Below are 26,537 nucleotides of genomic sequence, written 5' to 3' on the forward strand. Positions count from 1 at the left end.
TATTCAGAGTTGCCTACAAAGGCAACGCACTAGGGTTCTTAGGCAGGAAAAGGAGCAGTATTTTCGATTGGTAAAATTACCCTCAAAGGGTAATTATTCGGCTCAGGTGTCTTATGGAAAAGTACACACCTCATTACGATCTGGCGGTGATCAAGGCGGATGTCAGGCGGCTTGGGAGGAAAGCGTTCACCCAGTCAGCACAACGATGCGGCTGGGATCTGCGCTTTAGCCTTGAGGACATGCAGGACGTCATCTATGAGTTGCAAAACTGGATGTTGTACAAGTCGATGACCACTTATGGAGACCATCGAGTCTGGCAGGACGTGTACCACACTCATTCGAAAGGCATGGAGATTTACATCAAGGTCACTTACCGCACAGACGGTAGGCCTCCGGTGATCTCCTTCAAGGAGAAAAACCCATGAAAAAAACCGAGCTGTGCTACATCTGTGGCGCCCCTGATGCGTTGAGCTATTTCGAGGGCCGCAGCGAAACCATCAGCGTCAAAGGCATGGAACGTCGAGTCGACAATCTGGCAGGCTGGGAATGCAACGTATGCGGCGACGGCTTTTGGGACCCCGATACCGATAGTGCAGATCGCTATGGACAAGCGGGTGACGAGCTAGTCCTCGCCGCCAGAAAAATGATCGGCGCCGAGATGAAGCGCATCCGCCGAAAACTGCACCTTACGCAAAAGGAAGCAGTGGATTTGCTGTCCGGTGGCGGCCACAACGCATTCTCTCGCTACGAACGCGGCGAACTTCTTGCCCCCAAGCCCTTGGTACTGCTGATGCGATTACTGGATCGCCACCCGCACCTGCTTGCGGACGCGAAAGTCCTGGCTGAAGGCGCGGACATACGCGGCGCCTTCACCTACACCGTGAACAACGACATTGAAGCAATCAAAGCGTCCTAACCCTCAAAAATAAACCCGGCCAGGCCGGGTTTATTTTTTCAGGCATCGATCAATGCAGGATCTGGCTCAAGAACAGCTTGGTCCGGTCATTCTGCGGGTTGTCGAAGAAGTCATTCGGCGCCGCCTGTTCTACGATCTCGCCTTTGTCCATGAAGATCACGCGGTTGGCCACGGTGCGCGCGAAGCCCATTTCGTGGGTTACGCACAACATGGTCATGCCGTCTTCGGCCAGGCCGATCATGGTGTCGAGCACTTCCTTGACCATTTCCGGATCGAGGGCCGAGGTCGGCTCGTCGAACAGCATGATTTTCGGCTTCATGCACAGGGCACGGGCAATCGCCACGCGCTGTTGCTGGCCGCCGGACAACTGCCCCGGAAACTTGTGGGCCTGCTCCGGGATGCGCACACGCTCCAGGTAGTGCATGGCGATTTCCTCGGCCTTGCGCTTGGGCATCTTGCGCACCCACATCGGCGCCAGCGTGCAGTTCTGCAGGATGGTCAGGTGCGGGAACAGGTTGAAGTGCTGGAACACCATGCCGACTTCACGGCGGATCGCTTCGATCTGCTTGAGGTCGTTGGTCAGCTCCACGCCATCGACCACGATGCGGCCCTGCTGGTGCTCTTCCAGGCGGTTGAGGCAACGGATGGTGGTGGACTTGCCCGAACCCGACGGGCCGCACAGCACGATACGCTCGCCCTGCTTGACGTTGAGGTTGATGTCTTTCAACACATGGAACTGGCCATACCACTTGTTGACGCCCTGCATCTGGATAATGCCTTCAGGGCTCACAGGCTGTTTGATCGCTTCGCTCATAACATCAACTCCTAACGCTTGTGGCCTGTGTCGAGCTTGTGTTCCAAATGAATGGAATAGCGCGACATACCAAAACAGAAAATCCAGAACACCAGGGCGGCAAACACATAGCCTTCGGTGGCCATGCCCAACCATTTAGGGTCGGCGGCGGCTTGCTTGACGCTGTTGAGCAGGTCGAACAGGCCGATGATGATCACCAGGCTGGTGTCCTTGAACAACGCGATAAACGTGTTGACGATGCCCGGGATCACCATCTTCAGGGCTTGCGGGAGGATCACCAGGCCCATGCTGCGCCAGTAACCCAGGCCCATCGCCGCGGCCGCTTCGTACTGACCTTTGGGAATCGCCTGCAAGCCACCGCGCACCACTTCGGCCACGTAGGCCGACTGGAACAGGATCACGCCGATCAACGCCCGCAGCAGCTTGTCGATGCCCATGCCTTCGGGCAGGAACAACGGCAGCATCACCGAGGACATGAACAGCACGGTGATCAACGGCACGCCGCGCCAGAACTCGATGAAGGTCACGCAGACCACACGAATCGCCGGCATGTTCGAGCGCCGCCCCAAGGCCAGCACAATCCCCAGCGGCAAGGCACCGGCGATGCCGACAGTGGCGATGACCAGGGTCAGCATCAGGCCGCCCCATTGGCTGGTGGCCACGTTGGTGAGCCCGAAAATCCCGCCGTGGAGCAGGAAGTAGGCGATGATCGGGTACAGCACCAGGAAGCTCAGGCCATAGACCGCCTTGCGTGGGAAACGCGAGATGAACAACGGCGCCACGCCGACGATGGCCAGCCACACGGTCAGGTCCACACGCCAGCGCAGGTCGCCGGGGTAGTAGCCGTACATGAACTGCCCGAAGCGCTGTTGGATAAACACCCAGCACGCGCCTTCCTTAGTGCAGTCGGCGCGGGTGGTGCCGACCCAGTTGGCATCGAGGATGGCCCAATGCAGGATTGGCGGCACCACCAGGTAGATCAGGTAAAACGCCAACAGCGTCAGCAAGGTATTGAGCCAGCTGGAAAACAGGTTGGCGCGCATCCAGGCCATCGGTCCGAAGACTTTGCTCGGCGGCGGCATATCAGGTTTGAAAGTATGCGAACTCATGTGCGTTTCCTCACCGCTCGATCAGCGCAATGCGCTTGTTGTACCAGTTCATCAGCAGGGAAATGCTGATGCTGATCGCCAGGTACACGCTCATGGTGATGGCAATAACCTCGATGGCCTGGCCGGTCTGGTTGAGCACCGTGCCGGCAAACAGCGAAACCATTTCCGGGTAACCGATACCGGCGGCCAGCGACGAGTTCTTCGCCAGGTTCAGGTACTGGCTGGTCAGCGGCGGAATGATCACCCGCAGGGCTTGCGGGATGATGACCTTGCGCAGCGTCGGCCCAGGGCGCAGGCCCAGGGAGCGCGCAGCTTCGGTCTGGCCGTGGCTGACGGACTTGATGCCCGAACGCACGATCTCGGCGATAAACGCTGCCGTGTACACGGTAAGCGCCAGGGTCAGGGCCAGCAGTTCAGGGATCAGTACCCAGCCGCCGACAAAGTTGAAACCTTGCAGCTTTGGCATTTCCCAGTGCAGCGGCGCGCCGAAGATCAAGGCACACAACGCCGGGATCACGATAAACAGCGCCAGGCCCGCCCAGAACTTGTGGAAGGGTACGCCGGTCGCCTCAAAGCGCTTGTTGGCCCAACGCGCCATCAGCACGATTGCCACGATGGCAACCACGATGCTGGCCACAAACGGCCAGAACCCGTCAGCGGCCAGCGCTGCCGGCATGTTCAGGCCACGGCTGCTGACAAAGAAGGTGTCGCCGAAGTTATGGCTGTTGCGCGGCCCCGGCATGGTGAGGAACACCGCGAAGTACCAGAACAGGATCTGCAGCAGCGGCGGAATGTTGCGGAATACTTCCACATACACGGTCGCCAGCTTGTTGATCATCCAGTTCGGTGACAGGCGCGCCACGCCGATGATGAAGCCCAGCAGGGTCGCCAGGATCACCCCGATAAAGGTCACCAGCAACGTGTTGAGCAGCCCGATCACAAAGACGCGGGCATAGCTGTCCGATTCGGTGTAGTCGATCAAATGCTGCGCGATGCCGAAGCCGGCACTGCGCTCAAGAAAGTCGAAACCCGAGGTAATGCCCCGGTGCTGAAGGTTGGTCTGGGTATTGTCGAAGAGGTACCAGCCCAGCGAGATCACCGCCACAATCGTGATGATCTGGAAGAGCCACGCACGCACTTTGGGATCGCTGAAGCTGAGCTTCCGATTTGGTGCGCCGATTTGTTTTTGCATGAAGTGCCCCGGAAAGAATGGAACAGAACATCACCCGGCGGTTGGCCCACCGGGTGACAGAACCATCAGCGATCAGCGCACAGGCGGTGCGTATTGAATGCCGCCGTTGTTCCACAGCGCGTTCAGGCCGCGGTCGATTTCCAGCGGGGTGCTCTTGCCCAGGTTGCGCTCGAACACTTCACCGTAGTTACCGACTTGCTTGACGATCTGTACGACCCAGTCTTTCTTCACTTTCAGGTCTTTGCCGTATTCGCCGTCAGCACCGAGCAGACGCGCAACGTCCGGGTTCTTGGTGGACTTGGCTTCAGCTTCAACGTTTTTGGACGTGATGCCGGCTTCTTCAGCGTTGAGCATGGCGTAGCCCACCCAGCGCACGATGGCCAGCCACTCGTCATCGCCGTTACGCACGACCGGGCCCAGCGGTTCCTTGGAAATGGTTTCCGGCAGAACCACGTAGTCCTTTGGCGAGGCCAGCTTGCTGCGCTGGGCGAACAGTTGGGACTTGTCGGAGGTCAGTACGTCGCAACGACCGGATTCCAGCGACTTGGCGCTTTCATCGGAGGTGTCGAAGGTGATCGGGGTGTATTTGAGGTTGTTGCCACGGAAGTAGTCGGAAACGTTCAGCTCAGTGGTGGTACCGGCCTGGATGCAGATGGTTGCACCGTCCAGTTCCTTGGCACTTTTAACGCCCAGCTTGTTGTTAACCAGGAAGCCGATGCCGTCGTAGTAAGTGATGAAGCCCGGGAATTTCAGGCCCATGCCCGCATCGCGGGAGCTGGTCATGGTGGTGTTACGCGACAGGATGTCGACTTCGCCGGATTGAAGCGCGGTGAAACGCTCCTTGGCGTTCAACTGGCTGAATTTGACCTTGGTGGCGTCGCCGAAAACGGCAGCGGCCACGGCGCGGCAAACGTCAGCATCGATCCCGAGGATCTTGCCGCTGGCATCCGGTACCGAGAAGCCCGGCAAGCCGTCACTCACGCCACATTGCACGAAGCCTTTCTTCTGCACGGCGTCCAGAGTGGCGCCAGCGTGGGCGAAACCACTGACACCCAGTACAGCCGCCGCGCTAACGATGGCCAGGGTGGATTTCAATACCTTCATTCAAACCTCCAGTTGCTCTTGTTGTGTCGAAGCTCCAACCTCAGCGCACCCTTATGAGGCGATATCGACCCGTGTTGGCTTTTTTTGGGGTCAAGCGGCATGAGGCTTTCGCGGTAATTCCAGCGGCTATCCCAGAAGCGGCAGTCACTGATAGTGTTACCGTCCAGGGAAAGTTCTGACATCGACATACACATAGCAAGGCGCGTACCAGAGTGGCGGCTGAGTCGTTTCAGCCCTGGGTCAATAGAAAAAGATTCAACCTTGCGACATTCTCTTAACAGATCAACCTGTCGCGCACCGTTCCGACGCACCCAATCGGAGCGCACGCACATTTATGGAGCAGACATGACCGAACCCTTGATTCTTCAGCCCGCCAAGCCCGCAGACGCCTGCGTCATCTGGTTGCATGGCCTGGGTGCCGATCGCTACGACTTCCTGCCGGTGGCCGAGGCGTTGCAGGAAAGCTTGCTGTCCACCCGCTTTGTATTGCCCCAGGCACCGACCCGTCCGGTGACGATCAATGGTGGCTATGAGATGCCCAGCTGGTACGACATAAAGGCCATGAGCCCGGCCCGCTCGATCAGCCTGGAGGAGCTGGAAGTGTCGGCAAAAATGCTGACCGACCTGATCGAAGCACAGAAGAGAACCGGAATAGACGCCTCGCGAATTTTCCTCGCGGGCTTTTCCCAAGGTGGCGCCGTGGTCTTCCACACCGCATTCCTGAATTGGGAGGGGCCATTGGGCGGCGTCATCGCCCTCTCCACCTACGCGCCCACCTTCAGCGATGAGCTTGAATTGTCGGCCAGCCAACAACGCATTCCAACGCTATGCCTGCACGGCCAGTACGACGAGGTGGTACAGAACGCCATGGGCCGCAGCGCCTACGAGCACCTGAAAACCCGTGGTGTCACCGTGACATGGCAGGAATACCCAATGGGCCACGAAGTGTTACCTCAGGAGATACACGATATAGGGACTTGGTTGACCGCTCGCCTGGGCTGAACCCCACGTTTATGTAGCCGTATGACAGACGCACTACGCCGCGCCCGATTCTTGCATTACACTGGCCGGCGTACATTCCTTAACCAATTAATGAGATCACCGTGCTCAAAGCACTCAAGAAGATGTTCGGCAAAAGCGAGGCTGAGCCGCTCGCGCCTGTTCCCAGTGCTCCTGTCCCCTCCTCCGGCAGCCGCAATGACGGTCAACAGCCAGGCCGGACTGCACCTGTCACCCAGCCGAAGACGCCGACGGTGACACCGCCCGAACAGGCAAAACCCGAGACGCAAGCCGCACCCGCCCCCAAGCCTCGCCGGGAACGCGCGCCCAAACCGCCGGTGATCCCGTGGAAACTCGAAGACTTCGTCGTCGAGCCCCAGGAAGGCAAGACCCGCTTCCATGATTTCAAACTGGCTCCGGAACTGATGCACGCCATCCAGGACCTGGGGTTCCCGTACTGCACGCCGATCCAGGCGCAGGTACTGGGCTTTACCCTCGCCGGCAAAGATGCCATCGGTCGTGCCCAGACCGGCACCGGCAAGACCGCCGCGTTCCTGATTTCGATCATCACCCAGCTGCTGCAAACACCGCCGCCGAAAGAACGCTACATGGGTGAACCGCGTGCGCTGATCATCGCGCCGACCCGTGAACTCGTGGTGCAGATCGCCAAGGACGCCGCCGACCTGACCAAGTACACCGGTCTCAACGTCATGACGTTCGTGGGCGGCATGGACTTCGACAAGCAGCTCAAGCACCTCGAAGCCCGCCACTGCGACATCCTCGTGGCCACCCCCGGCCGCCTGCTGGACTTCAACCAGCGCGGCGACGTGCACCTGGACATGGTCGAAGTGATGGTGCTGGACGAAGCCGACCGCATGCTTGACATGGGTTTCATCCCACAAGTGCGCCAGATCATTCGCCAGACCCCGCCGAAAAACGAGCGCCAGACCCTGCTGTTCTCCGCGACCTTCACCGAAGACGTGATGAACCTCGCCAAGCAGTGGACCACCGAGCCGTCGATAGTCGAGATCGAAGCGGAAAACGTCGCCAGCGAAAACGTCGAACAGCACATCTATGCCGTGGCCGGTGCCGACAAGTACAAGCTGCTCTACAACCTGGTCAACGACAACGGCTGGGAGCGCGTGATGGTGTTCGCCAACCGCAAGGACGAAGTGCGTCGCATCGAAGAACGCCTGGTGCGCGATGGCGTGAATGCCGCGCAACTATCGGGCGATGTGCCGCAACACAAGCGCATCAAGACCCTGGAAGGCTTCCGCGAAGGCAAGATCCGCGTGCTGGTGGCCACCGACGTGGCCGGGCGCGGGATTCACATCGACGGCATCAGCCACGTGATCAACTTCACCCTGCCGGAAGTGCCGGACGACTATGTGCACCGCATCGGCCGTACCGGCCGGGCGGGCGCTGCGGGTGTGTCGATCAGCTTTGCCGGGGAGGATGACTCGTATCAGTTGCCTTCCATCGAAACGCTGTTGGGGCGCAAGATCAGTTGCGAAACCCCGCCGACACATCTATTGCGGGCTGTAGAGCGCAAACGCCCGTAAGCTGAAATGCGATAAAAATGTGGGAGGGGGCTTGCCCCCTCCCACATTTGGTTAAGTGTTCGGCTGGTTATTTCCAGCGATCCGCCGCAGCGTGGTCGCTATCCCTCCCTTCCACCCAGCGCGCACCCTCACGGGTATTTTCCTTCTTCCAGAACGGCGCACGGGTTTTCAGGTAATCCATCACAAACGCACAGGCATCGAACGCCGCCTGGCGATGGGCACTGGCGGCCGCCACGAACACAATCGGCTCGCCGGGCTCCAGCGCACCGATACGATGCAGCACTTCGAGCTTGAGCAGCGGCCAGCGTTGCTCGGCTTCGACGGCGATCTTGGCCAAGGCTTTTTCAGTCATGCCCGGATAGTGTTCGAGGAACATGCCAGACACCTCGCGCCCCTCGTTGAAATCGCGCACATAGCCGACAAAACTCACCACCGCGCCCACGCCCACATTCGCCGCGTGCATCGCGTTGACCTCGGCACCGGGGTCAAACGGTTCGACCTGTACACGAATGGCCATGCTCAGCCTCCGGTCACGGGCGGGAAGAACGCGACTTCATCACCGGCCTGCAACGGCTCGTCGAGAGCGCACAGCTCCTGGTTGCGGGCACACATCAGGCTGGTTTCGTTGAGCACTTCAAAGCCCGGATCAGCGGCCAGCGCCTGGCGCACGGCATCGACCGTGGCGAAGTCGCCTTCCATCTCAAGTGAATCCAGGCCTATTTTGTCGCTGTAACGCGCGAAAAACAGTACGTTGATGCTCATTGTCCATCCGCCTTGAAATGCCCGCTCTTACCGCCAAGCTTTTCCAGCAGGCGAATGTTTTCGATGGTCATGCCGCGATCCACGGCCTTGCACATGTCGTAGATCGTCAGCGCCGCGACACTGGCCGCCGTCAACGCTTCCATCTCTACGCCGGTCTGCCCGGACAGCTTGCAGCGCGCGACGATGTGCACCGAGTCTGCGCCATCGGCACTCAGCTCGACCTTGACTCCGGTCAACATCAGCGGGTGACACAGGGGGATCAAATCACTGGTTTTTTTCGCCGCCTGGATCCCGGCGATGCGGGCCACAGCAAACACGTCGCCCTTGGGATGGGCGCCGTCGACAATCATTTGCAGGGTCTCGGGCAGCATGCGCACCCGCGCTTCGGCCACCGCCTCCCGGAACGTCACGGACTTGTCGGTGACGTCGACCATATGGGCGCGACCTTGGGAATCGAGATGAGTCAGCACAGGGATACTCCTGATCAGGAGCGGCGATTGTAAACCCAACACGCAATAAATGTGGGAGCAGCGGTGCGACGCACCGCCGCTCCAACGGTTACAGGTGCGACTCTGCGTATTCAGCCAGAATCGAGCGAGGCACCCCTTGCAGCGCGATATGCACGCCGTTCGGGAAATCCTTGAAGCGTTCCGTCAGGTAGGTCAGCCCGGAGCTGGTCGCGGACAGGTAAGGGGTGTCGATCTGTGCCAGGTTGCCCAGGCACACCACTTTGGAACCGGCGCCGGCACGGGTGATGATGGTTTTCATCTGGTGCGGGGTCAGGTTCTGGCATTCATCGATCAAAATCAGGCTCTGCTGGAAGCTGCGACCTCGGATGTAGTTGAGGGATTTGAACTGCAACGGCACTTTGCTGAGGATGTAGTCGACGCTGCCATGGGTGTTTTCGTCATCCATGTGCAAGGCTTCGAGGTTGTCGGTGATCGCCCCCAGCCACGGCTCCATTTTTTCCGCCTCGGTACCGGGCAAAAAGCCGATTTCCTGGTCCAGGCCCTGCACGGAGCGGGTGGCGATGATGCGGCGATAGCGCTTGGTCACCATGGTCTGCTCGATGGCGGCAGCCAGGGCGAGGATGGTTTTACCGGAACCGGCAGCGCCCGTCAGGTTGACCAGATGGATGTCCGGGTCGAGCAGCGCATACAGCGCCAGGCTCTGGTAGATATCACGCGGTTTCAGGCCCCAGGCTTCCTGGTGCAACAGGGGTTCCTGATGCAGGTCGAGGATCAGCAGCTTGTCGACCTGGATCTCTTTGATCCAGCCCACGAAGCCCTGCTCGTCGACGATGAATTCATTGATATGCACGGCCGGCAGATTGTCGATCAGTTGTACCTGGTGCCAGGTACGACCGTGGTCCTGACGGGTTTCGACCTTGCTGACACGGTCCCAGAACGAGCCGGTCATCATGTGATAACCACGGGACAGCATCGACACGTCGTCGACCAGTTGGTCGGTACTGTAGTCCTCGGCAGCGATCCCACACGCTCGTGCCTTGAGGCGCATATTGATGTCTTTGGTCACCAGCACCACGCGCAGGTCCTTGTCGCGAGCGTGCAGATCGATCAATTGGTTGATGATTTTGTTGTCGTTCAGGTTTTCCGGCAGCAGGCTGTTGGGCTCGCTGCGCTTGCTCATCAGGATCGACAGCAAGCCCTTGGGCCCGCTTTTGCCGCGCTGGATCGGCACGCCGACCTCAACGTCCTCGGGTGACGCTTCGCCCAGGGTCTTGTCGATCAGGCGGATGGCCTGGCGGCACTCGGCAGCCACGCTGTGGTGCCCGCTTTTGAGTTTGTCGAGCTCCTCAAGCACGATCATCGGGATGGCGACGTGGTGTTCTTCGAAGTTAAGCAGTGCGTTTGGATCGTGGATCAGTACATTGGTATCAAGCACATAAAGGATTGGCTGGTCGGAAGAAGGGTTACGTCCATGATCATCCATACTCGGTCACCTTTGTGGGAGCCAGTCGACGCAATACCACAACAGTGCTGCGCCTCGATTCGACCACCGACTGCACCTGAGTGACGTCAAGCGCAGTGCCCACATGAGGAGTCTTGGAAGACGCCACCTGTGTTGCAGGTTTCGGCGATCTGACTTCGTAATACCGCAAAACCCATGACAGGAAAAAGTACTTTGACGCTTTTTTGAAGTTTATTTTTCAGGATGACGAATAGCACTAGCCGAGTGCCCCACGCACCGTTAAAGTCGGAAGTCCGCCTGCATCGAAATGTCGCACAAAATCAGCGTAAAAATGCCTCGCACCCAACAGGGCCGGGCACTTCATCCTTTTAACGAAACGCCTCCCGGCAGTCCTGCCAACCCAGCCCACTCTGCGCCGTTGCCTGCAGCAACATCGGCAATGCCACCCGCGCCTTGTCCTGGGTGTCGTGAAACACAATCACGCCTTTGCGCCACAACAGCATCAACGTCAGCACCCGTTGCGCCGACTCATCGGCCTTGAGCTTGCCCGGCTCGTCCTGGGAATCGATGTCCCATAACGCCACCTGCAAGCCCTGGGACTGGAAGAACCCCTGGCTGTCGGCGCGCCGCTGCCCGTAAGGCGGGCGGAACAGCGGCAGGTAGTTTTCCGGCATCAGGTTCTGCACCAACTGCGCGCTGCGGGTGATGGAACTCTGCCAGTCCACCCAATGGCTGTGGGAACGGTACTGCCAGCCCTGGGTGCCGACGCACTGGCCCTGGTACAACGCCTCCACCTCAGCGGCGGAACTACGCTCCACACGGTTTTGCAGGCTGCTGCCGAGGACAAAGAAGGTGGCGTTCATCTTCTGCTTGCGCAGGTAGTCGGCGAGCCAGTCGGTGTTGCCGCTGACCGGTGCAGGACCGCCGTCGAAGGTCAGCAGGAACAGGCGGTCGTTGAACTCGTCGCCGTTGCGTTCATGGTCGCCAAAGCGCGCGACTTCGCTGCTGATCTGTGGAAACAGCGCGGCCTTGCGCAGCAGTTCGTCCAGATAACGCTCATGGAAGGCATGGCTGGGTGCGGCCCAGCCTATATAGAAGGAGTCTTCACTAATCGCCAGCTTGCCGGCCTGCTCGCGCAGATCGTCCATGTTCTCCACCAGGTAGCAGAACGAGGCGTCGACTTCGCAGCTCTGCTGGGCGAACGTGTAGTTCTCCAACAACCGCTGCCAAAGCTCGCGACGCAGGTCGTCGATGGCGGCCAGGTTGATGATCTTCAAGCCCAGGCGCTGCTTGAGTGCAGCTTCATCCAGGGATTCACTGGCCAGCAGGCTGTGGGCGAACATCAGGATTTCCGCACGCGAGGCCACATCGAACAGCGCCGGGCTGCTGAGTTTTTCCGGCCAGGTGCCACGGTCCAGGCTGGCTACATCCACCGGCGCCGCCTGGGCATTCAGGCACAGCAGGCAAGCCGACAACAAAAGCGCTATTCGCACGCAGGGTCTCCCTCTCCAGAGTCATCGGCCATCATAGCGGATCGCGCCTATCGCCATCATAGGTGGAGTCAAAACGCCCAAGCCCCTAGAATCCCCGCACGATTTACAGGAGACGACTTCATGCTGATGGTGATTTCCCCCGCCAAGACCCTCGATTTCGAGACCCCAGCGGTGACCCAGCGCTTTACCCAGCCACAGTATCTGGACCATTCCCAGGCGCTGATGGAGCAACTGCGCGAACTGAGCCCGGCGCAGATCAGCGAATTGATGCACGTGTCCGATAAGATCGGCGGCCTCAATGCCGCCCGCTTCGGCAGCTGGACCCCGGCCTTCACCCCCGAGAATGCCAAGCAGGCCTTATTGGCATTCAAGGGCGACGTGTACACCGGACTCAACGCCGACACCTTCACCGATGCCGACTTCAGCTACGCCCAGGACCACCTGCGCATGCTCTCGGGCCTGTACGGCCTGCTGCGCCCCCTGGACCTGATGATGCCGTACCGCCTGGAGATGGGCACCAAACTCGCCAACGCCCGTGGCAAGGACCTGTACGCCTTCTGGGGCACGCGCATCAGCGAATGGCTGAACGAAGCCCTGGCCGAACAAGGCGACGACGTGCTGCTCAACCTGGCCTCCAACGAGTACTTCTCGGCGGTCAAGCGCACGGCCCTGAACGCGCGGATCATCAACACCGAGTTCAAGGACCTGAAGAACGGCCAGTACAAGATCATCAGCTTCTACGCGAAAAAGGCCCGGGGCATGATGAGCCGCTTCGTGATCGAAGAGCGCATCAACGATCCGGCCAGGCTCAAGCAGTTCGATGTGCAGGGTTACCGCTTCAATGCGGAGCAGTCCAAGCCGGACAATCTGGTGTTCCTGCGCGATCATGCACCGGAATAAGGCCGTACCAGCCTCTTTCAGACAATGAAATCCAAATGTGGGAGGGGGCTTGCCCCCGATTGCGGTGGTTCAGTCACGAATCTATCGACTGATGCACTGCCATCGGGGACAAGCCCCCTCCCACATTTTGTCCGCGCTTCACACCAAGAATCGTCATTTACTTGACGTCAAAAAATATCACGACACATCCCTAACATTTTTTTCACTCGACATTTCCAAATTTTTTTCATAGTGGCACCACTTTTTTAAAACACTAGTGGCACAAAACTATCCCTTCGCGCCAACTACCTGTAACTACTGGCCCAGATAGCAAGTGCTATCAATATAATACCAGTGCCATCTTCCCCTATATTTCAAGAAATTTCTGGAAACAGGATGAGCGGCCCGGAACTTCGTCCTGAAGCGCCGCTCATACCACCGGTAACGAAATTCTCTGTTTCTGTAGGAGATGACTTACAAGGCGGACCAACGGAAGTAGCGAAGTTGTCATATTCAACTTTGACTCAGTGGTCACATTACCAACCGATTAGTTGAGAGCGGCGATAAGGATCCATTGCCACGAACTATAAGGCCAAGGCTGTGCTTACCCTAATGGGTCAGTGAGACAACCCAAGGCATTGATATGTAAAGGCTTACAGCCTCTATCAAGGCCCTGCGGCACTGGCGCCAGGCCCTTCTCCCAGGAAGGCTGGCTGCATTTCAGGGCAGGCCCCAATAACAAGGCCAAGTTGCGCACAACTTGAGTGCAATAGTTAGTCACTCGTTATTCAACATGCCTGTACGCGGTAAGTCGGCGTCTATTCGCCCAACTTTCGCGGCATTTGTGACGTTTGCAAACATGAACTCCGGCCATCTAATGGCATGATTTAAATACAGAGGTAATTGCGATGCGCATCAGCATATTTGGTTTGGGTTACGTTGGCGCAGTGTGTGCCGGTTGCCTGTCTGCCCGTGGCCACGAAGTGGTCGGCGTAGACATCTCCAAGGAAAAGATCGACCTGATCAACGCCGGCAAATCGCCGATCGTCGAGCCGGGTCTGGGCGAACTGTTGAGCCAGGGCATCGCAAACGGTCGACTGCGCGGCACCACCAACTTCGCCGAAGCCATCCGTGATACCGACCTGTCGATGATTTGCGTCGGTACGCCGAGCAAGAAGAACGGCGACCTGGAACTCAATTACATCGAATCGGTATGCCGCGAGATCGGTTTTGTCCTGCGTGACAAGACCACCCGCCACACCATCGTGGTACGCAGCACCGTGTTGCCGGGCACCGTCGCCAACGTGGTGATCCCAATCCTCGAAGACTGCTCCGGCAAGAAAGCCGGCGTCGACTTCGGTGTTGCGGTCAACCCGGAATTCCTGCGCGAATCCACCGCCATCGCCGACTACGACCTGCCACCGATGACCGTCATCGGCGAATTCGACAAAGCCTCCGGCGATGTCCTGCAGTCGCTGTACGAAGAACTCGACGCCCCGATCATCCGCAAGGACATCGCCGTAGCCGAGATGATCAAGTACACCTGCAACGTGTGGCACGCCACCAAGGTCACCTTCGCCAACGAGATCGGCAACATCGCCAAGGCGGTCGGCGTCGACGGTCGCGAAGTGATGGAAGTGGTCTGCCAGGACAAGACCCTCAACCTGTCCCAGTACTACATGCGCCCAGGCTTCGCGTTCGGCGGCTCCTGCCTGCCTAAAGACGTGCGCGCCCTGACCTATCGCGCCAGCTCCCTGGACGTGGAAGCGCCGCTGCTCAACTCGCTGATGCGCAGCAACGAGTCCCAGGTGCAGAACGCCTTCGACATCGTCGCCGGCCACGACAAACGCAAAGTCGCCCTGCTGGGCCTGAGCTTCAAGGCCGGTACCGACGACCTGCGCGAAAGCCCACTGGTCGAGCTGGCGGAAATGCTGATCGGCAAGGGCTACGACCTGAGCATCTACGACAGCAACGTCGAGTACGCCCGTGTCCACGGTGCCAACAAGGACTACATCGAAGGCAAGATCCCCCACGTGTCGTCCCTGCTCAACTCGGACTTCGATGATGTGATCAACAACTCCGACGTGATCATCCTCGGCAACCGCGACGAGAAGTTCCGTGCCCTGGCGCAGAACGCGCCGCACGGCAAGCAAGTGATCGACCTGGTGGGCTTCATGTCCAAGGCGACCTGTACGACCGGTCGCACCGAAGGCATTTGCTGGTAACAGCAACGGTAAGTTTCGAGCTGCAGGCGTACCAATCCCCAGCGCTTGCAGCTCGAAGCCTTCTTCACCTTCGGATGACGCTTATGTCCAAGTTAAAACACGTACTGCTCCAATCCGCCGGCTGGCTGTTCTTTCTGAGCCTGCTGATGGGTCTCGCCCTGCTGTTGCCGGCGAGTACGTTCGACTCCGAGTCGAAGAATTTTATTTTCCTGATTGGCGCCGTCGGTATCTGGCGCTACTCGATGGGTGCTACGCATTTCTTTCGCGGCATGCTGTTCCTGTACGTGGTCTACCCGCACCTGCGCCGTAAAGTGCGCAAGCTGGGCAAGGCTGCCGACCCGTCCCACGTGTTCCTGATGGTTACCAGCTTCCGTATCGATGCGCTGACCACCGCGCAGGTCTACAGCTCGGTGATTCGCGAGGCCATCGAATGCGGCTTCCCCACCACCGTGGTCTGTTCACTGGTGGAAATGTCCGATGAGCTGCTGGTCAAGAGCCTCTGGGAACGCATGAACCCGCCGGATCACGTCAAGCTCGACTTCGTGCGTATCGCCGGTACCGGCAAGCGCGACGGCCTGGCCTTCGGCTTCCGCGCCATCTCCCGCCACCTGCCGGACGACCGCGCCGTGGTTGCCGTGATCGATGGCGACACCGTGCTCGCCGAAGGCGTGGTGCGCAAGACCGTGCCGTGGTTCCAGCTGTTCGGTAACGTCGGCGGCCTGACCACCAACGAATTCTGCGAAGTGCGCGGCGGCTACATCATGAGCGAGTGGCACAAGCTGCGCTTCGCCCAACGCCACATCAACATGTGCTCCATGGCCCTGTCCAAGCGCGTGCTGACCATGACCGGCCGCATGTCGGTGTTCCGCGCCAACGTCGTGACGGACCCGGGCTTTATCGCCGACGTGGAAAGCGACTCCCTGCAACACTGGCGCCTGGGCCGCTTCAAGTTCCTCACCGGTGACGACAAGTCCAGCTGGTTCAGCCTGATGCGCCTGGGCTACGACACCTTCTACGTGCCCGATGCGGCGATCCACACCGTGGAACACCCGCCGGAAAAGAGCTTTATCAAAGCCAGCCGCAAGCTGATGTTCCGCTGGTACGGCAACAACCTGCGCCAGAACTCCCGTGCCCTGGGCCTGGGTGTGCGTCGGCTGGGCCTGTTCACCAGCATCGTGCTGTTCGACCAGCGCGTGTCGATGTGGACCTCCCTGCTCGGCCTGACCGTGGCAATCATCGCCACCTTCAAGTACGGCGGCGCGTTCATCCTCGCGTACCTGCTGTGGATCGGCATCACCCGCCTGATCCTGACGCTGCTGCTGTCGTGCTCCGGCCACAAGATCGGCCCGGCTTACCCGGCGATTCTCTATTACAACCAGATCATGGGCGCGTTGGTGAAGATCTACGTGTTCTTCCGCCTTGATCAACAGTCCTGGACCCGCCAGGACACCAAACTGACCCGCGATTTGGCCAGCTTTCAACGTTGGTTCAACACCTGGTCGTCTCGGACCATGACCTTCTCCGCCGGCAGCATCTTCGTTGCCGTGTTGCTGATGATGGTCTGACCCTGCCAAGCCTGAATTAACCAAGGAATTACACCGTCATGAACAGCCAAGTAAACGCCAACGTTGTCCACGAGTCCGAAGCCCAGCGCCAACATGCCCGGGTCAAAATCCCGGCCAAGCTGCGCTTCTTCAACACTGACCGCACCCAGACCGAAGCGCGGGTGATCGACCTGTCCGCCGGCGGCCTGGCGTTCACCGCTACCCAGCCGTTGACCGTGGGTGAAGTACACAAGGGTCGCCTGCAGTTCGTCATCGATAACCTCGGCCTGGCCATGGATGTCGAGTTGCAGATCCGCTCCTACGACCGCCAGACCGGCCGCACCGGTTGCCAGTTCCAGAACCTCGACGCCCAGGATATTTCCACCCTGCGCCACCTGATCACCTCGCACCTGTCGGGCGACATCGTGACCATGGGTGACGTGCTGGCGACCCTGCAACGCGACAACTTCACCAAGGCGCGCAAGGTCAAGGATGGCGGCAGCAACATGAGCGCCTTCGGTCGCCTGCGCGCCGTGACGTTCAGCCTGGCGATCTTCCTCGTCGGCCTGGCAGCCTTCGGCTTCGTGTTCAAATCGGTGTACGGCATGTACTTCGTCAGCCACGCCCAGGCGGGCCTGGTCAGCGTGCCCGGCATGAACGTGACCATGCCCCGCGACGGCACCGTGCAAAGCCTGCTCAAAGGTGACGCGGTGGCGGCCAAAGGTGCACCACTGGCGACCTTCAGCACCAGCATGCTGGATGTGCTCAAGGGCCACCTGGACGAAGACCAGCTGCAGCCGGCCAAGGTCGAAGAGCTGTTCGGCAAGCAAATGACCGGCACCCTCACCTCGCCGTGCGATTGCGTGGTCGCCCAGCAACTGGTCGCCGACGGCCAGTACGCCAGCAAAGGCGACGTGATCTTCCAACTGGTGCCACGCGGCAGCCAGGCTAACGTCGAAGCTCGCTTTACCTATCGCCAGTTCGGTGACGTGCGCCCAGGCACCCCGGTGAGCTTCCAGGTGGCCGACGAAGAACAGACCCGCACCGGCACCATCGTCAGCAGCACCAGCCTGAACAGCGCCGACCTGTCCTCCGACATCCGCGTCCAGATCAAGCCTGACGCCCCGCTGGACAGCGCCTACGCCGGCCGCCCGGTGGAAGTGACCAGCGACCGTGGCCCATCCCTGAACTGGCTGATCGATAAAGCCATGGCTGCGGGTCTTTAATCATGAGCGCCCTTCGAACCCTGCCGGTGCCCCTGGCGCTGGCCATCGCCCTCGCCGGTTGCGCCGGCCTGCCCGACCAACGCCTGGCCAATGAAGCGCTCAAGCGTGGCGACACCGTCACCGCGCAGCAGAATTACCAGCAACTGGCAGAACTGGGTTACAGCGAGGCCCAGGTGGGCCTGGCCGATATCCAGGTAGGCACCCGCGATCCGGCGCAAATCAAACAGGCCGAGGCCACTTACCGTGCCGCGGCGGATACCTCGCCGCGCGCCCAGGCCCGCCTCGGTCGCCTGCTGGTGGCCAAGCCGGGCTCCACCGAAGCCGAACACCATGAAGCCGAAGGCCTGCTGAAAAAAGCCTTTGCCAATGGCGAAGGCAACACCCTGATCCCGCTGGCGATGCTGTACCTGCAATACCCCCACAGCTTCCCCAACGTGAATGCCCAGCAGCAGATCAGCAAGTGGCAGGCCGCCGGTTACCCGGAAGCCGGCCTGGCCCAGGTCCTGCTGTATCGCACCCAGGACACCTACGACCAGCATCTGGATGATGTGGAGCGCATCTGCAAGGCCGCGCTGAACACCACCGATATCTGCTATGTCGAGCTGGCCACGGTCTACCAGAAAAAAGCCCAGCCGGAAAAACAGGCCGAACTGCTCAAGCAGATGGAAGCCGGCTACAGCCGCGGCACCGTCACCGCCCAACGCGTCGACAGCGTCGCCCGCGTATTGGGCGACGCCACGCTGGGCAAGACCGACGAGAAAACCGCCCAGGCCCTGCTGGAAAAAATCGCCCCCGGCTACCCGGCTTCCTGGGTCAGCCTGGCGCAACTGCTCTACGACTTCCCCGAACTGGGCGACGTCGACCAGATGATGAAATACCTGGACAACGGCCGCGCCGCCGATCAGCCGCGCGCCGAGCTGTTGCTGGGCAAGCTCTACTACGAAGGCAAGTGGGTGCCGGCGGACGCCAAGGCGGCTGAAGCGCACTTCCAGAAAGCCGTGGGCCGCGAAGTGGCTGCCGACTACTACCTCGGCCAGATCTACCGCCGTGGTTACCTGGGCCAGGTCTATTCGCAAAAAGCCCTGGACCATCTGCTGACCGCTGCGCGCAACGGCCAGAACAGCGCCGACTTCGCCATCGCCCAATTGTTTTCCCAAGGCAAGGGCACCAAGCCCGACCCATTGAATGCCTATGTCTTCAGCCAATTGGCCAAAGCCCAGGACACGCCAGAGGCCAATGACCTGGCCACGCAGCTCGAAGCCCCGCTCACACCGGAACAACGCGCCCAAGGCCAACGCCTGGTGCAACAGGAACTGGCCGCCCGCGGCACCCTGGCCCAGAGCACGCTGCAACTGCACGCCCTGGAAGAAGAAGACGGCGAGGAATCCCTATGAAGCTCAATCCATTCGTGCAGGCCGGCATCGGCCTGACCTTCGCCCTGCTGTGGTCGTGCCCGACCCTGGCCGCGCTGACCGAAGCCAAGAATTTCGGCCTGGAAGTCAAAGCCACCGCGCAGTCCGAAGATGACCGCGACCTCGGCACCCAGAAAGGCGGCGACGTCAACGGCATCGGCCTCGACCTGCGCCCGTGGATCTACGGCGAAAGCGGCAACTGGAGCGCCTACGCCATGGGCCAGGCGGTTGCGTCGAGCGACATCATCGAGACCGACACCCTGCAACAGTCGGCGGATGACGAAAACCAGCAAACCACCAACAACGACCGCAAGACCAAGAAAAACTACCTGGCCATGCGCGAGTTCTGGGTCGGCTACAGCGGCTTCACGCCCTACCCCGGCGAGATCCTCAAACTTGGTCGCCAACGCCTGCGTAACGACGACGGCCAATGGCGCGACACCAACATCGAAGCGCTGAACTGGACCTTCGACACCACCCTGCTCAAGGCCAACGTCGGCGTCGCCGAACGTTTCAGCGAATACCGTACCGACCTCAAGGAACTGTCGCCCAAGGACAAGGACCGTCAGCACCTATACGCCGACGCGTCCTACCAGTGGACGCCGGGCCAGTGGATCGGCCTGCGTGGCCACCACACCCATGACAACGGCAAGCTCGACTACCCGGAACCGGGCGTCGCCACCGACTCCCTGGACAAACGCGAGAACGGCGACCTGACCTGGCTCGGCATCGAAGCCAACAGCGACGCCTACAACTGGCGCAACACCAACACCGTCAACTACTGGGCCAGCATCACCGGCATGAAAGGCGACCGCGACTCGGTCAATGCCTTGAACGCCGACGGCACCCGCCCGACAGAGGCCAAGCGCAGCGATGACGTGAGTGGCTGGGCGACCGACCTGGGTATCCGCCTGCGTCTGGACCCGCAATGGCAAGTGGGTGCGGCCTATGCCCGCGCCAGTGCCGAGTACGAGCAGAACGGCCTGCAAAGCAACCGTTCGAACTGGACCGGTACCCAGTCCCGCGTGCACCGTTTCGGCGAAGCGTTTCGTGGCGAGATGAACAACATGCAGTCCATGAGCCTGTTCGGTTCCTGGCAGCTGCGTGAGGACTACGACGCCAGCCTGGTGTACCACAAGTTCTGGCGCGTCGACGGCAACAAGCCGGTGGGCAGCAATGGCATTGACGCCGTGCAGAACAACACCGATGACGTCACCGGCGCGATCCTGTCCAGCACTTCCCTGCCCCTTGAAGACGGCAAGAAAGACCTGGGCCAAGAGATGGACCTGGTCGTCACCAAGTACTTCAAGACCGGCCTGCTGCCCGCCGCGCTCAGCCAGTCGATCGACGAGCCGTCGGCCCTGGTGCGTTTCCGTGCCGGTGTATTCAAGCCAGGTGATGCCTATGGCAGCCAGGTCGACTCGTACATGCATCGCGCGTTTGTCGACGTGATCTGGAAATTCTGATGGGAGCCTGCGCAATGAATGCTCAAAGCCTACTCGTCGCGGCAATGCTGATGGCCAGCGCCACAGCGTTTGCCGATACGGCGGCCAAGGCGCCGACCATCGCCAAGGAACTGCAACAGGCCAAGACCTACACCATTTCCAGCCCGCCGACCGCGCCGCTGGAAATGGCCAAGCCTGCCCTGCCTGACCTGTCGGGCTACACCGCCGCAGCGATGGAAAAGAAGATCGTACGCACCAGGCCCGGCAAGATCAGCATCCGCCGCATGATGCAGGAAGACGCCCTCAAGGACTTTATCGGCGGCGACAACAAGATGGCCGAATGGGTGGTGCGCCAGCACGGCATTCCCCAGGCGATCTTTGTCGACGACGGTTACATGAACCTCAAGGACCTGCTGGGCAAAGTGCCCAAGCAGTACTTCAGCGAAACCTCGCCGGGCGTGTTCCTGGCCAAGTTGCCGATCGTGGTCGGGCGCAAGGGCATCCTGGACATCGATAAAAACACCCAGGAGCTGCGCCTGTCCCAGGAGGGTGGTTCGTTCCTGATCAACGACGGTCAGCTGTTCGTGCGTGACACCAAAATCACCGGTTGGAGCGAAAAGGCCAATGGCCCGGCGCTGTTCAAGTCGCCCAAGGAATTCCGCCCGTTCCTGCTGGCCTGGGGCGGCACCGAGACTTACGTCTCCAAGACCAAGATGGCCAGTTTCGGCTATGCCAACAGTAAGTCGTACGGGGTGAGTATTTCCCAGTACACGCCGAACATGGCCAAGGTGCTCAAGCGCCCCGAGCCGACCGGCTGGATCATCGATTCCGAGTTCTCGGACATGTGGTACGGCTTCTACTGCTACGAGACCACGGGCTTCGTGATCAAGGGCAATACCTACAAAGACAACATCGTCTACGGCATTGACCCCCATGACCGTTCCCACGGCCTGATCATCGCGGACAACACCGTCTACGGCACCAAGAAGAAGCACGGCATCATCATTTCCCGTGAGGTGAACGACAGCTTCATCTTCAACAACCGCAGCTACGACAACAAGCTGTCGGGCCTGGTGATCGACCGTAACAGCGTGAACAACCTGATCGCCGACAACGAGATCTACCGCAACCACACCGACGGCATCACCCTCTATGAGAGCGGCGACAACCTGCTGTGGGGCAACAAGGTGATCAGCAACCGTCGCCACGGCATCCGCGTGCGTAACAGCGTGAATATCAAGCTGTACGAAAACACCTCGATGGCCAACGGCCTGACCGGCGTGTACGGCCACATCAAGGATTTGACCGATACCGACCGCGACATCGCCCTCGACCCGTTCGACGCCAAGGTCTCGCTGATCGTAGTCGGCGGTGAACTGGCGGGTAACGGCAGCGGGCCGTTGTCCATCGACTCGCCACTGAGTATCGAGCTGTACCGCGTGTCGATGCTGGCGCCGACCAAATCCAGCGGCATCAGCTTTTCCGGCGTGCTGGGCGATCGCCAGGAAGAAATTCTCGACCTGCTGGTGCGCCAGCAGAAAGCCGTGCTGATCGACCCTGTCGAACGCCAGACCGAAATGCAGGACTGAGGATGACCCTTATGCACCCACACATGATCAAACTGCTGAGCCTCTCGGGTCTGACCCTCGGCCTGCTCGCGGCCAGTCAGGGCGTGCGCGCCGACGAAATCAAGGCGCCGACCTTCACCGCCGAACCCTGCTGCAGCCTGTGCCCGGCCGCCCATGACGCGAAGAACTACACCACGCGCTACCAGCAGAACTTCACCACCCTGGTGCAAGCCCAGGGCGACTGGCTGTTCCGTACCCAGGAAGACCTGCGCACCGAATTCGACACCAGCCCGGCCGGCTACAAGCGCATGCAACAACTGCACGACGCGTTCAAGGCCAAAGGCGTGGAACTGGTGGTGGTCTACCAGCCGACCCGTGGCCTGGTGAACCGCAACAAGCTCAACCCCGCAGAAAAAGCCTCGTTCGATTTCGACAAGGCCCTGGGCAACTACAAGACCATGCTCGGCCGTTTCGCCAAGATGGGCTACGTGGTACCGGACCTGTCGCCGTTGACCAACGAGCAACTGCCGGACGAACTGCCGGCCCACGACTTCTACTTCCGCGGCGACCAGCACTGGACTCCATACGGCGCCCAGCGCACGGCGAAAATCGTCGGCGCCAAGGTGCGTGCAATGCCTGAGTTTGCCGATATTCCCAAGCGCGAATTCGAGACCAAGCGCTCCGGGCGCATGGGCAAGACCGGCACCCTGCACAACATGGCCGGGCAATTGTGCGGTACCAGCTACGCGATCCAGTACATGGACCAGTTCACCACCGAGCCGAAAGGCGAAGCCGGCGACGGCGACCTGTTCGGCGATTCGGGCAACCCGCAGATCACCCTGGTGGGCACCAGCCACAGTGGCAAGAACTACAACTTTGCCGGTTTCCTGGAACAGGAAATCGGTGCCGACATCCTCAACGTCGCCTTCCCCGGCGGCGGCCTGGAAGGCTCGATGATCCAGTACCTGGGCAGCGACGAATTCCAGAAGAGCCCGCCGAAAATCCTGATCTGGGAGTTCTCGCCGCTGTATCGCCTGGACCAGGAGACCATCTACCGCCAGATGATGGCGCTGCTCGACAACGGCTGCGAAGGCAAGACCGCCCAGATGAGTGCCAGCACCTCGTTGAAACCCGGCAAGAACGAATTGCTGGTCAACAGTTCGAACAAAGACCTGCGTAATGCCAATCACCAGGTTGATATCCGCTTCGCCGATCCGTCGGTGAAAACCTTGCAAGCCACCCTCTGGTACATGAACGGGCGCCACGAGGACATCAAGATCGAGAAACCCGAAACATCCGAAACAGACGGGCGTTTCGCCTTTGAACTGCGCACCGATGAAGACTGGGCCTCGCAGAACTTGCTGGCCGTGGAAGTGCAGGGCCCCGAAGCGGGCGCTGCCGCGCAGAAGGTCGAAGCGAAAATTTGCACACGCAACGTATTCCCAGCGGGTGGTCAACAGACTGCCTCGACAGGGCAATGAGGTTACTTATGCAGAAGTTATGGATTCCATCGTTGCTGGGCCTGGCGATCTTCGCCGGTTCGGTCAACGCCGCCGCCCCGCTGCGTCCGCCCCAGGGCTATTTCGCACCGATTGAAGCGTTCAAGACCGGCGACTTCAAAGAAAACTGCGACACCATGCCGACGCCCTACACCGGGCCTCTGCAATTTCGCAGCAAGTACGAAGGTTCCGACAAAGCCCGTTCGACCCTGAACGTGCAGTCGGAAAAAGCCTTTCGCGACAGCACCGCCGACATCACCAAGCTGGAAAAAGACACCAGCAAGCGCGTGATGCAATTCATGCGCGACGGTCGCCCGGAGCAGCTCGAATGCACCCTGAACTGGCTGGTGTCGTGGGCCAAGGCCGATGCGTTGATGTCCAAGGACTTCAACCACACCGGCAAGTCCATGCGCAAATGGGCACTGGGCAGCATGGCGTCGGCCTATGTGCGCCTGAAGTTCTCCGACTCGCACCCGTTGGCCAACCACCAGCAGGAGTCGCAACTGATCGAAGCCTGGTTCAACAAACTGGCCGATCAGGTGGTGAGCGACTGGGACAACCTGCCGCTGGAAAAAACCAACAACCACTCCTACTGGGCCGCCTGGTCGGTGATGGCAACCTCCGTCGCCACCAACCGGCGCGACCTGTTTGACTGGGCCGTCAAGGAATACAAGGTTGGCGTCAACCAGGTCGACGACCAAGGCTTCCTGCCCAACGAGTTGAAGCGTCAGCAGCGTGCCTTGTCGTACCACAACTACGCGTTGCCGCCGCTGTCGATGATCGCCAGTTTTGCCCTGGTCAACGGTGTCGACCTGCGCCAGGAAAACAACAGCGCGCTCAAGCGCCTGGGCGACAAAGTGCTGGCCGGGGTCAAGGACCCGGAGATCTTCGAACAGAAGAACGGCAAGGAGCAGGACATGAAGGACCTGAAGCAGGACATGAAATTCGCCTGGCTCGAACCCTTCTGCACCCTCTACACCTGCGCGCCGGATGTGATCGAACGCAAGCACGGGATGCAGCCGTTCAAGACCTTCCGCCTGGGGGGTGACCTGACCAAGGTCTACGACCCGACGCATGAAAAAGGCAACAAAGGTTCCTGAGCGAACTCGGTAAAAAATGTGGGAGGGGGCTTGCCCCCGATAGCAGGGTGTCATTCAACACAGATGGCGACTGTTACACCGCCATCGGGGGCAAGCCCCCTCCCACATTTTTGAGCCGGTTTCGTCAGTAGGAATGTTGTACCGCCCTCCCCGTCTTTTCGTGGGGGGGTTTGGGGGGGCTCTGGCCCTTGACTGTTGGTTAAACATGGAGAGATCGGGATGGTTTTCTCGTCCAATGTGTTCCTGTTTCTGTTCTTGCCGATCTTTCTCGGCTTGTACTACTTGAGCGGGCAACGCTATCGCAATCTGCTGCTGCTGATTGCCAGCTACGTGTTCTACGCCTGGTGGCGAGTGGACTTCCTGGCGCTGTTCGCCGCCGTCACGCTGTGGAACTACTGGATCGGCCTCAAGGTCGGTGCCGCCGGCGTGCGCACCAAGCCGGCCCAACGCTGGCTGCTGCTGGGCGTGGCGGTCGACCTGTGCATCCTCGGCTACTTCAAGTACGCCAACTTCGGCGTCGACAGCATCAACGTCATGATGAAGTCGGCCGGCCTGGAGCCGTTCATCCTCACCCATGTGCTGCTGCCGATCGGGATCTCGTTCTACATCTTCGAGTCCATCAGCTACATCATCGACGTATACCGTGGCGATACCCCGGCGACCCGCAACCTCATCGACTTCGCGGCGTTCGTGGCGATCTTCCCGCACCTGATCGCCGGCCCGGTGTTGCGTTTCCGCGACCTGGCCGACCAGTTCAATAACCGCACCCACACCCTCGACAAGTTCTCCGAGGGCTGCACGCGGTTCATGCAGGGTTTCATCAAGAAGGTATTCATCGCCGACACCCTGGCGGTGGTGGCCGACCATTGCTTCGCCCTGCAAAACCCCACCACCGGCGATGCCTGGCTCGGCGCGCTGGCCTACACCGCGCAGCTGTACTTCGACTTCTCCGGCTACAGCGACATGGCCATCGGCCTGGGCTTGATGATGGGTTTCCGCTTCATGGAAAACTTCAAGCAGCCGTACATCAGCCAGTCGATCACCGAGTTCTGGCGGCGCTGGCACATCAGCCTGTCCACCTGGCTGCGTGACTACCTGTACATCACCCTGGGCGGCAACCGTAAAGGCACGCTGACCACCTACCGCAACCTGTTCCTGACCATGCTGCTCGGTGGCCTGTGGCACGGCGCGAACATCACCTACATCGTGTGGGGTGCCTGGCACGGCATGTGGCTGGCGATTGAAAAAGCCATCGGCCTCAACACCGCACCGCGCAGTTTCAATGTCCTGCGCTGGGCCTTCACCTTCCTGCTGGTGGTGATGGGCTGGGTGATCTTCCGCGCCGAGAACCTCCACGTCGCCGGCCGTATGTACGGTGCGATGTTCAGCTTCGGCGAGTGGTCGCTGTCGGAACTCAACCGCGCCAACCTCACCGGCCTGCAAGTGGCAACCCTGGTGGTGGCGTACGCAACATTGGCGTTCTTCGGCCTGCGCGACTTCTACACCAACCGCCCTGCCGAGAAAACCAAGCCGGCCGACCCGAGCCTGATCAAGGCCGTGCCGGGCGACAACCCGGGCAGCATCCACGAGCCAGGTTTCACCGTTGGCCGTGACGCTGCCGTGCAACCGGCCTACTGGACCGCTGACTGGCCACGCTACGCCATGCGCGCTGCGGTGCTGCTGCTGTTCGTGGCGTCGATTCTCAAACTGTCGGCGCAGAGTTTCTCGCCGTTCCTTTACTTCCAATTCTGAGGGA

The 26,537-nt window shown here is 60.1% G+C and carries 23 protein-coding genes; 14 read left to right on the plus strand and 9 right to left on the minus strand.

What is annotated here, in order from left to right; translation table 11 throughout:
• The first annotated feature begins 113 nt into the window (after window positions 1–113).
• Together AC07OT_RS05210 and AC07OT_RS05215 are read left to right on the plus strand one after the other, a co-directional pair.
• Entirely contained in the window at window positions 114–425 is a 312-nt protein-coding gene (locus AC07OT_RS05210) for a type II toxin-antitoxin system MqsR family toxin (protein ID WP_115486693.1), read from the plus strand.
• Window positions 422–916 carry a type II toxin-antitoxin system MqsA family antitoxin gene (locus AC07OT_RS05215; protein WP_495107638.1) on the plus strand — a complete coding sequence of 165 codons (495 nt, stop codon included), beginning with the start codon at window positions 422–424 and terminating at the stop codon, window positions 914–916. Before AC07OT_RS05210 ends, AC07OT_RS05215 begins: the two co-directional genes overlap by 4 nt.
• A gap of 49 nt (window positions 917–965) precedes the next feature.
• Here the strand turns inward: AC07OT_RS05215 and AC07OT_RS05220 are convergent, their stop codons facing one another.
• From AC07OT_RS05220 to AC07OT_RS05235, 4 genes are all read right to left on the minus strand, one after another.
• Complete coding sequence (locus tag AC07OT_RS05220; protein ID WP_003171943.1) at window positions 966–1,730, minus strand: amino acid ABC transporter ATP-binding protein; 765 nt, start codon at window positions 1,728–1,730, stop codon at window positions 966–968.
• Between the two features lie 11 nt (window positions 1,731–1,741).
• Window positions 1,742–2,839 carry an amino acid ABC transporter permease gene (locus tag AC07OT_RS05225; protein WP_092487163.1) on the minus strand — a complete coding sequence of 366 codons (1,098 nt, stop codon included), beginning with the start codon at window positions 2,837–2,839 and terminating at the stop codon, window positions 1,742–1,744.
• A gap of 10 nt (window positions 2,840–2,849) precedes the next feature.
• Entirely contained in the window at window positions 2,850–4,031 is a 1,182-nt protein-coding gene (locus AC07OT_RS05230) for an amino acid ABC transporter permease (RefSeq protein WP_092487160.1), read from the minus strand.
• 72 nt (window positions 4,032–4,103) lie between these two features.
• Entirely contained in the window at window positions 4,104–5,135 is a 1,032-nt protein-coding gene (locus tag AC07OT_RS05235; protein ID WP_065938597.1) for an amino acid ABC transporter substrate-binding protein, read from the minus strand.
• A 345-nt stretch (window positions 5,136–5,480) separates the two neighbouring features.
• Between AC07OT_RS05235 and AC07OT_RS05240 the strand changes: the two genes are divergently transcribed.
• Together AC07OT_RS05240 and rhlB are read left to right on the plus strand one after the other, a co-directional pair.
• The gene (locus tag AC07OT_RS05240; RefSeq protein WP_027604717.1) at window positions 5,481–6,137 is read left to right on the plus strand and encodes an alpha/beta hydrolase; all 657 of its coding nucleotides are present in this window, start codon (window positions 5,481–5,483) and stop codon (window positions 6,135–6,137) included.
• 95 nt (window positions 6,138–6,232) lie between these two features.
• Window positions 6,233–7,696 carry an ATP-dependent RNA helicase RhlB gene (gene rhlB, locus AC07OT_RS05245; RefSeq protein ID WP_495107759.1) on the plus strand — a complete coding sequence of 488 codons (1,464 nt, stop codon included), beginning with the start codon at window positions 6,233–6,235 and terminating at the stop codon, window positions 7,694–7,696.
• Window positions 7,697–7,763: 67 nt separating this feature from the next.
• On the opposite strand, the gene moaE is transcribed toward rhlB, so the two are convergent.
• From moaE to AC07OT_RS05270, 5 genes are all read right to left on the minus strand, one after another.
• Window positions 7,764–8,213 carry a molybdopterin synthase catalytic subunit MoaE gene (moaE, locus tag AC07OT_RS05250; RefSeq protein WP_027604719.1) on the minus strand — a complete coding sequence of 150 codons (450 nt, stop codon included), beginning with the start codon at window positions 8,211–8,213 and terminating at the stop codon, window positions 7,764–7,766.
• A 2-nt stretch (window positions 8,214–8,215) separates the two neighbouring features.
• Window positions 8,216–8,458: a molybdopterin converting factor subunit 1 gene (moaD, locus tag AC07OT_RS05255; RefSeq protein ID WP_495107639.1), complete on the minus strand. Its 243-nt coding sequence runs from the start codon at window positions 8,456–8,458 to the stop codon at window positions 8,216–8,218.
• A complete protein-coding gene (gene moaC, locus AC07OT_RS05260; RefSeq protein WP_027604721.1) occupies window positions 8,455–8,928 on the minus strand; it encodes a cyclic pyranopterin monophosphate synthase MoaC in 474 nt (157 codons plus the stop codon). The genes moaD and moaC overlap by 4 nt, the downstream gene beginning before the upstream one ends.
• 88 nt (window positions 8,929–9,016) lie before the next feature.
• Window positions 9,017–10,411 carry a PhoH family protein gene (locus tag AC07OT_RS05265; protein WP_005785025.1) on the minus strand — a complete coding sequence of 465 codons (1,395 nt, stop codon included), beginning with the start codon at window positions 10,409–10,411 and terminating at the stop codon, window positions 9,017–9,019.
• A gap of 347 nt (window positions 10,412–10,758) precedes the next feature.
• Window positions 10,759–11,883, minus strand: coding sequence for a polysaccharide deacetylase family protein (locus AC07OT_RS05270; protein ID WP_495107640.1), 1,125 nt, complete (start codon window positions 11,881–11,883; stop codon window positions 10,759–10,761).
• Window positions 11,884–12,003: 120 nt separating this feature from the next.
• Between AC07OT_RS05270 and yaaA the strand changes: the two genes are divergently transcribed.
• The 10 genes from yaaA (at window position 12,004) to AC07OT_RS05320 (ending at window position 26,533) form a co-directional block, all read left to right on the plus strand.
• Window positions 12,004–12,783 carry a peroxide stress protein YaaA gene (yaaA, locus tag AC07OT_RS05275; protein WP_495107641.1) on the plus strand — a complete coding sequence of 260 codons (780 nt, stop codon included), beginning with the start codon at window positions 12,004–12,006 and terminating at the stop codon, window positions 12,781–12,783.
• A gap of 887 nt (window positions 12,784–13,670) precedes the next feature.
• Window positions 13,671–14,987 (plus strand): nucleotide sugar dehydrogenase, encoded by a 1,317-nt coding sequence (locus AC07OT_RS05280; protein ID WP_339452815.1) that lies wholly within the window; start codon window positions 13,671–13,673, stop codon window positions 14,985–14,987.
• Between the two features lie 83 nt (window positions 14,988–15,070).
• Complete coding sequence (gene alg8 / locus AC07OT_RS05285) at window positions 15,071–16,552, plus strand: mannuronan synthase (protein ID WP_161985711.1); 1,482 nt, start codon at window positions 15,071–15,073, stop codon at window positions 16,550–16,552.
• Window positions 16,553–16,590: 38 nt separating this feature from the next.
• On the plus strand, window positions 16,591–17,757 hold the full coding sequence (locus AC07OT_RS05290; RefSeq protein WP_065938590.1) for an alginate biosynthesis protein Alg44: 1,167 nt from the start codon (window positions 16,591–16,593) through the stop codon (window positions 17,755–17,757).
• Between the two features lie 2 nt (window positions 17,758–17,759).
• Window positions 17,760–19,151 carry an alginate biosynthesis TPR repeat lipoprotein AlgK gene (gene algK, locus AC07OT_RS05295; protein ID WP_115486684.1) on the plus strand — a complete coding sequence of 464 codons (1,392 nt, stop codon included), beginning with the start codon at window positions 17,760–17,762 and terminating at the stop codon, window positions 19,149–19,151.
• Complete coding sequence (locus tag AC07OT_RS05300; protein ID WP_495107642.1) at window positions 19,148–20,635, plus strand: alginate export family protein; 1,488 nt, start codon at window positions 19,148–19,150, stop codon at window positions 20,633–20,635. The genes algK and AC07OT_RS05300 overlap by 4 nt, the downstream gene beginning before the upstream one ends.
• Window positions 20,635–22,203, plus strand: coding sequence for a mannuronan 5-epimerase AlgG (gene algG, locus AC07OT_RS05305; protein ID WP_098480350.1), 1,569 nt, complete (start codon window positions 20,635–20,637; stop codon window positions 22,201–22,203). Before AC07OT_RS05300 ends, algG begins: the two co-directional genes overlap by 1 nt.
• An 11-nt stretch (window positions 22,204–22,214) precedes the next feature.
• A complete protein-coding gene (locus tag AC07OT_RS05310; RefSeq protein ID WP_495107760.1) occupies window positions 22,215–23,663 on the plus strand; it encodes an alginate O-acetyltransferase in 1,449 nt (482 codons plus the stop codon).
• An 8-nt stretch (window positions 23,664–23,671) separates the two neighbouring features.
• The gene (locus tag AC07OT_RS05315) at window positions 23,672–24,781 is read left to right on the plus strand and encodes a mannuronate-specific alginate lyase (protein WP_083236343.1); all 1,110 of its coding nucleotides are present in this window, start codon (window positions 23,672–23,674) and stop codon (window positions 24,779–24,781) included.
• 219 nt (window positions 24,782–25,000) lie between these two features.
• Entirely contained in the window at window positions 25,001–26,533 is a 1,533-nt protein-coding gene (locus AC07OT_RS05320) for an MBOAT family O-acyltransferase (protein ID WP_141156796.1), read from the plus strand.
• Window positions 26,534–26,537 lie beyond the last annotated feature (4 nt).

Source organism: Pseudomonas sp. GW821-FHT09C10 (assembly GCF_059418085.1).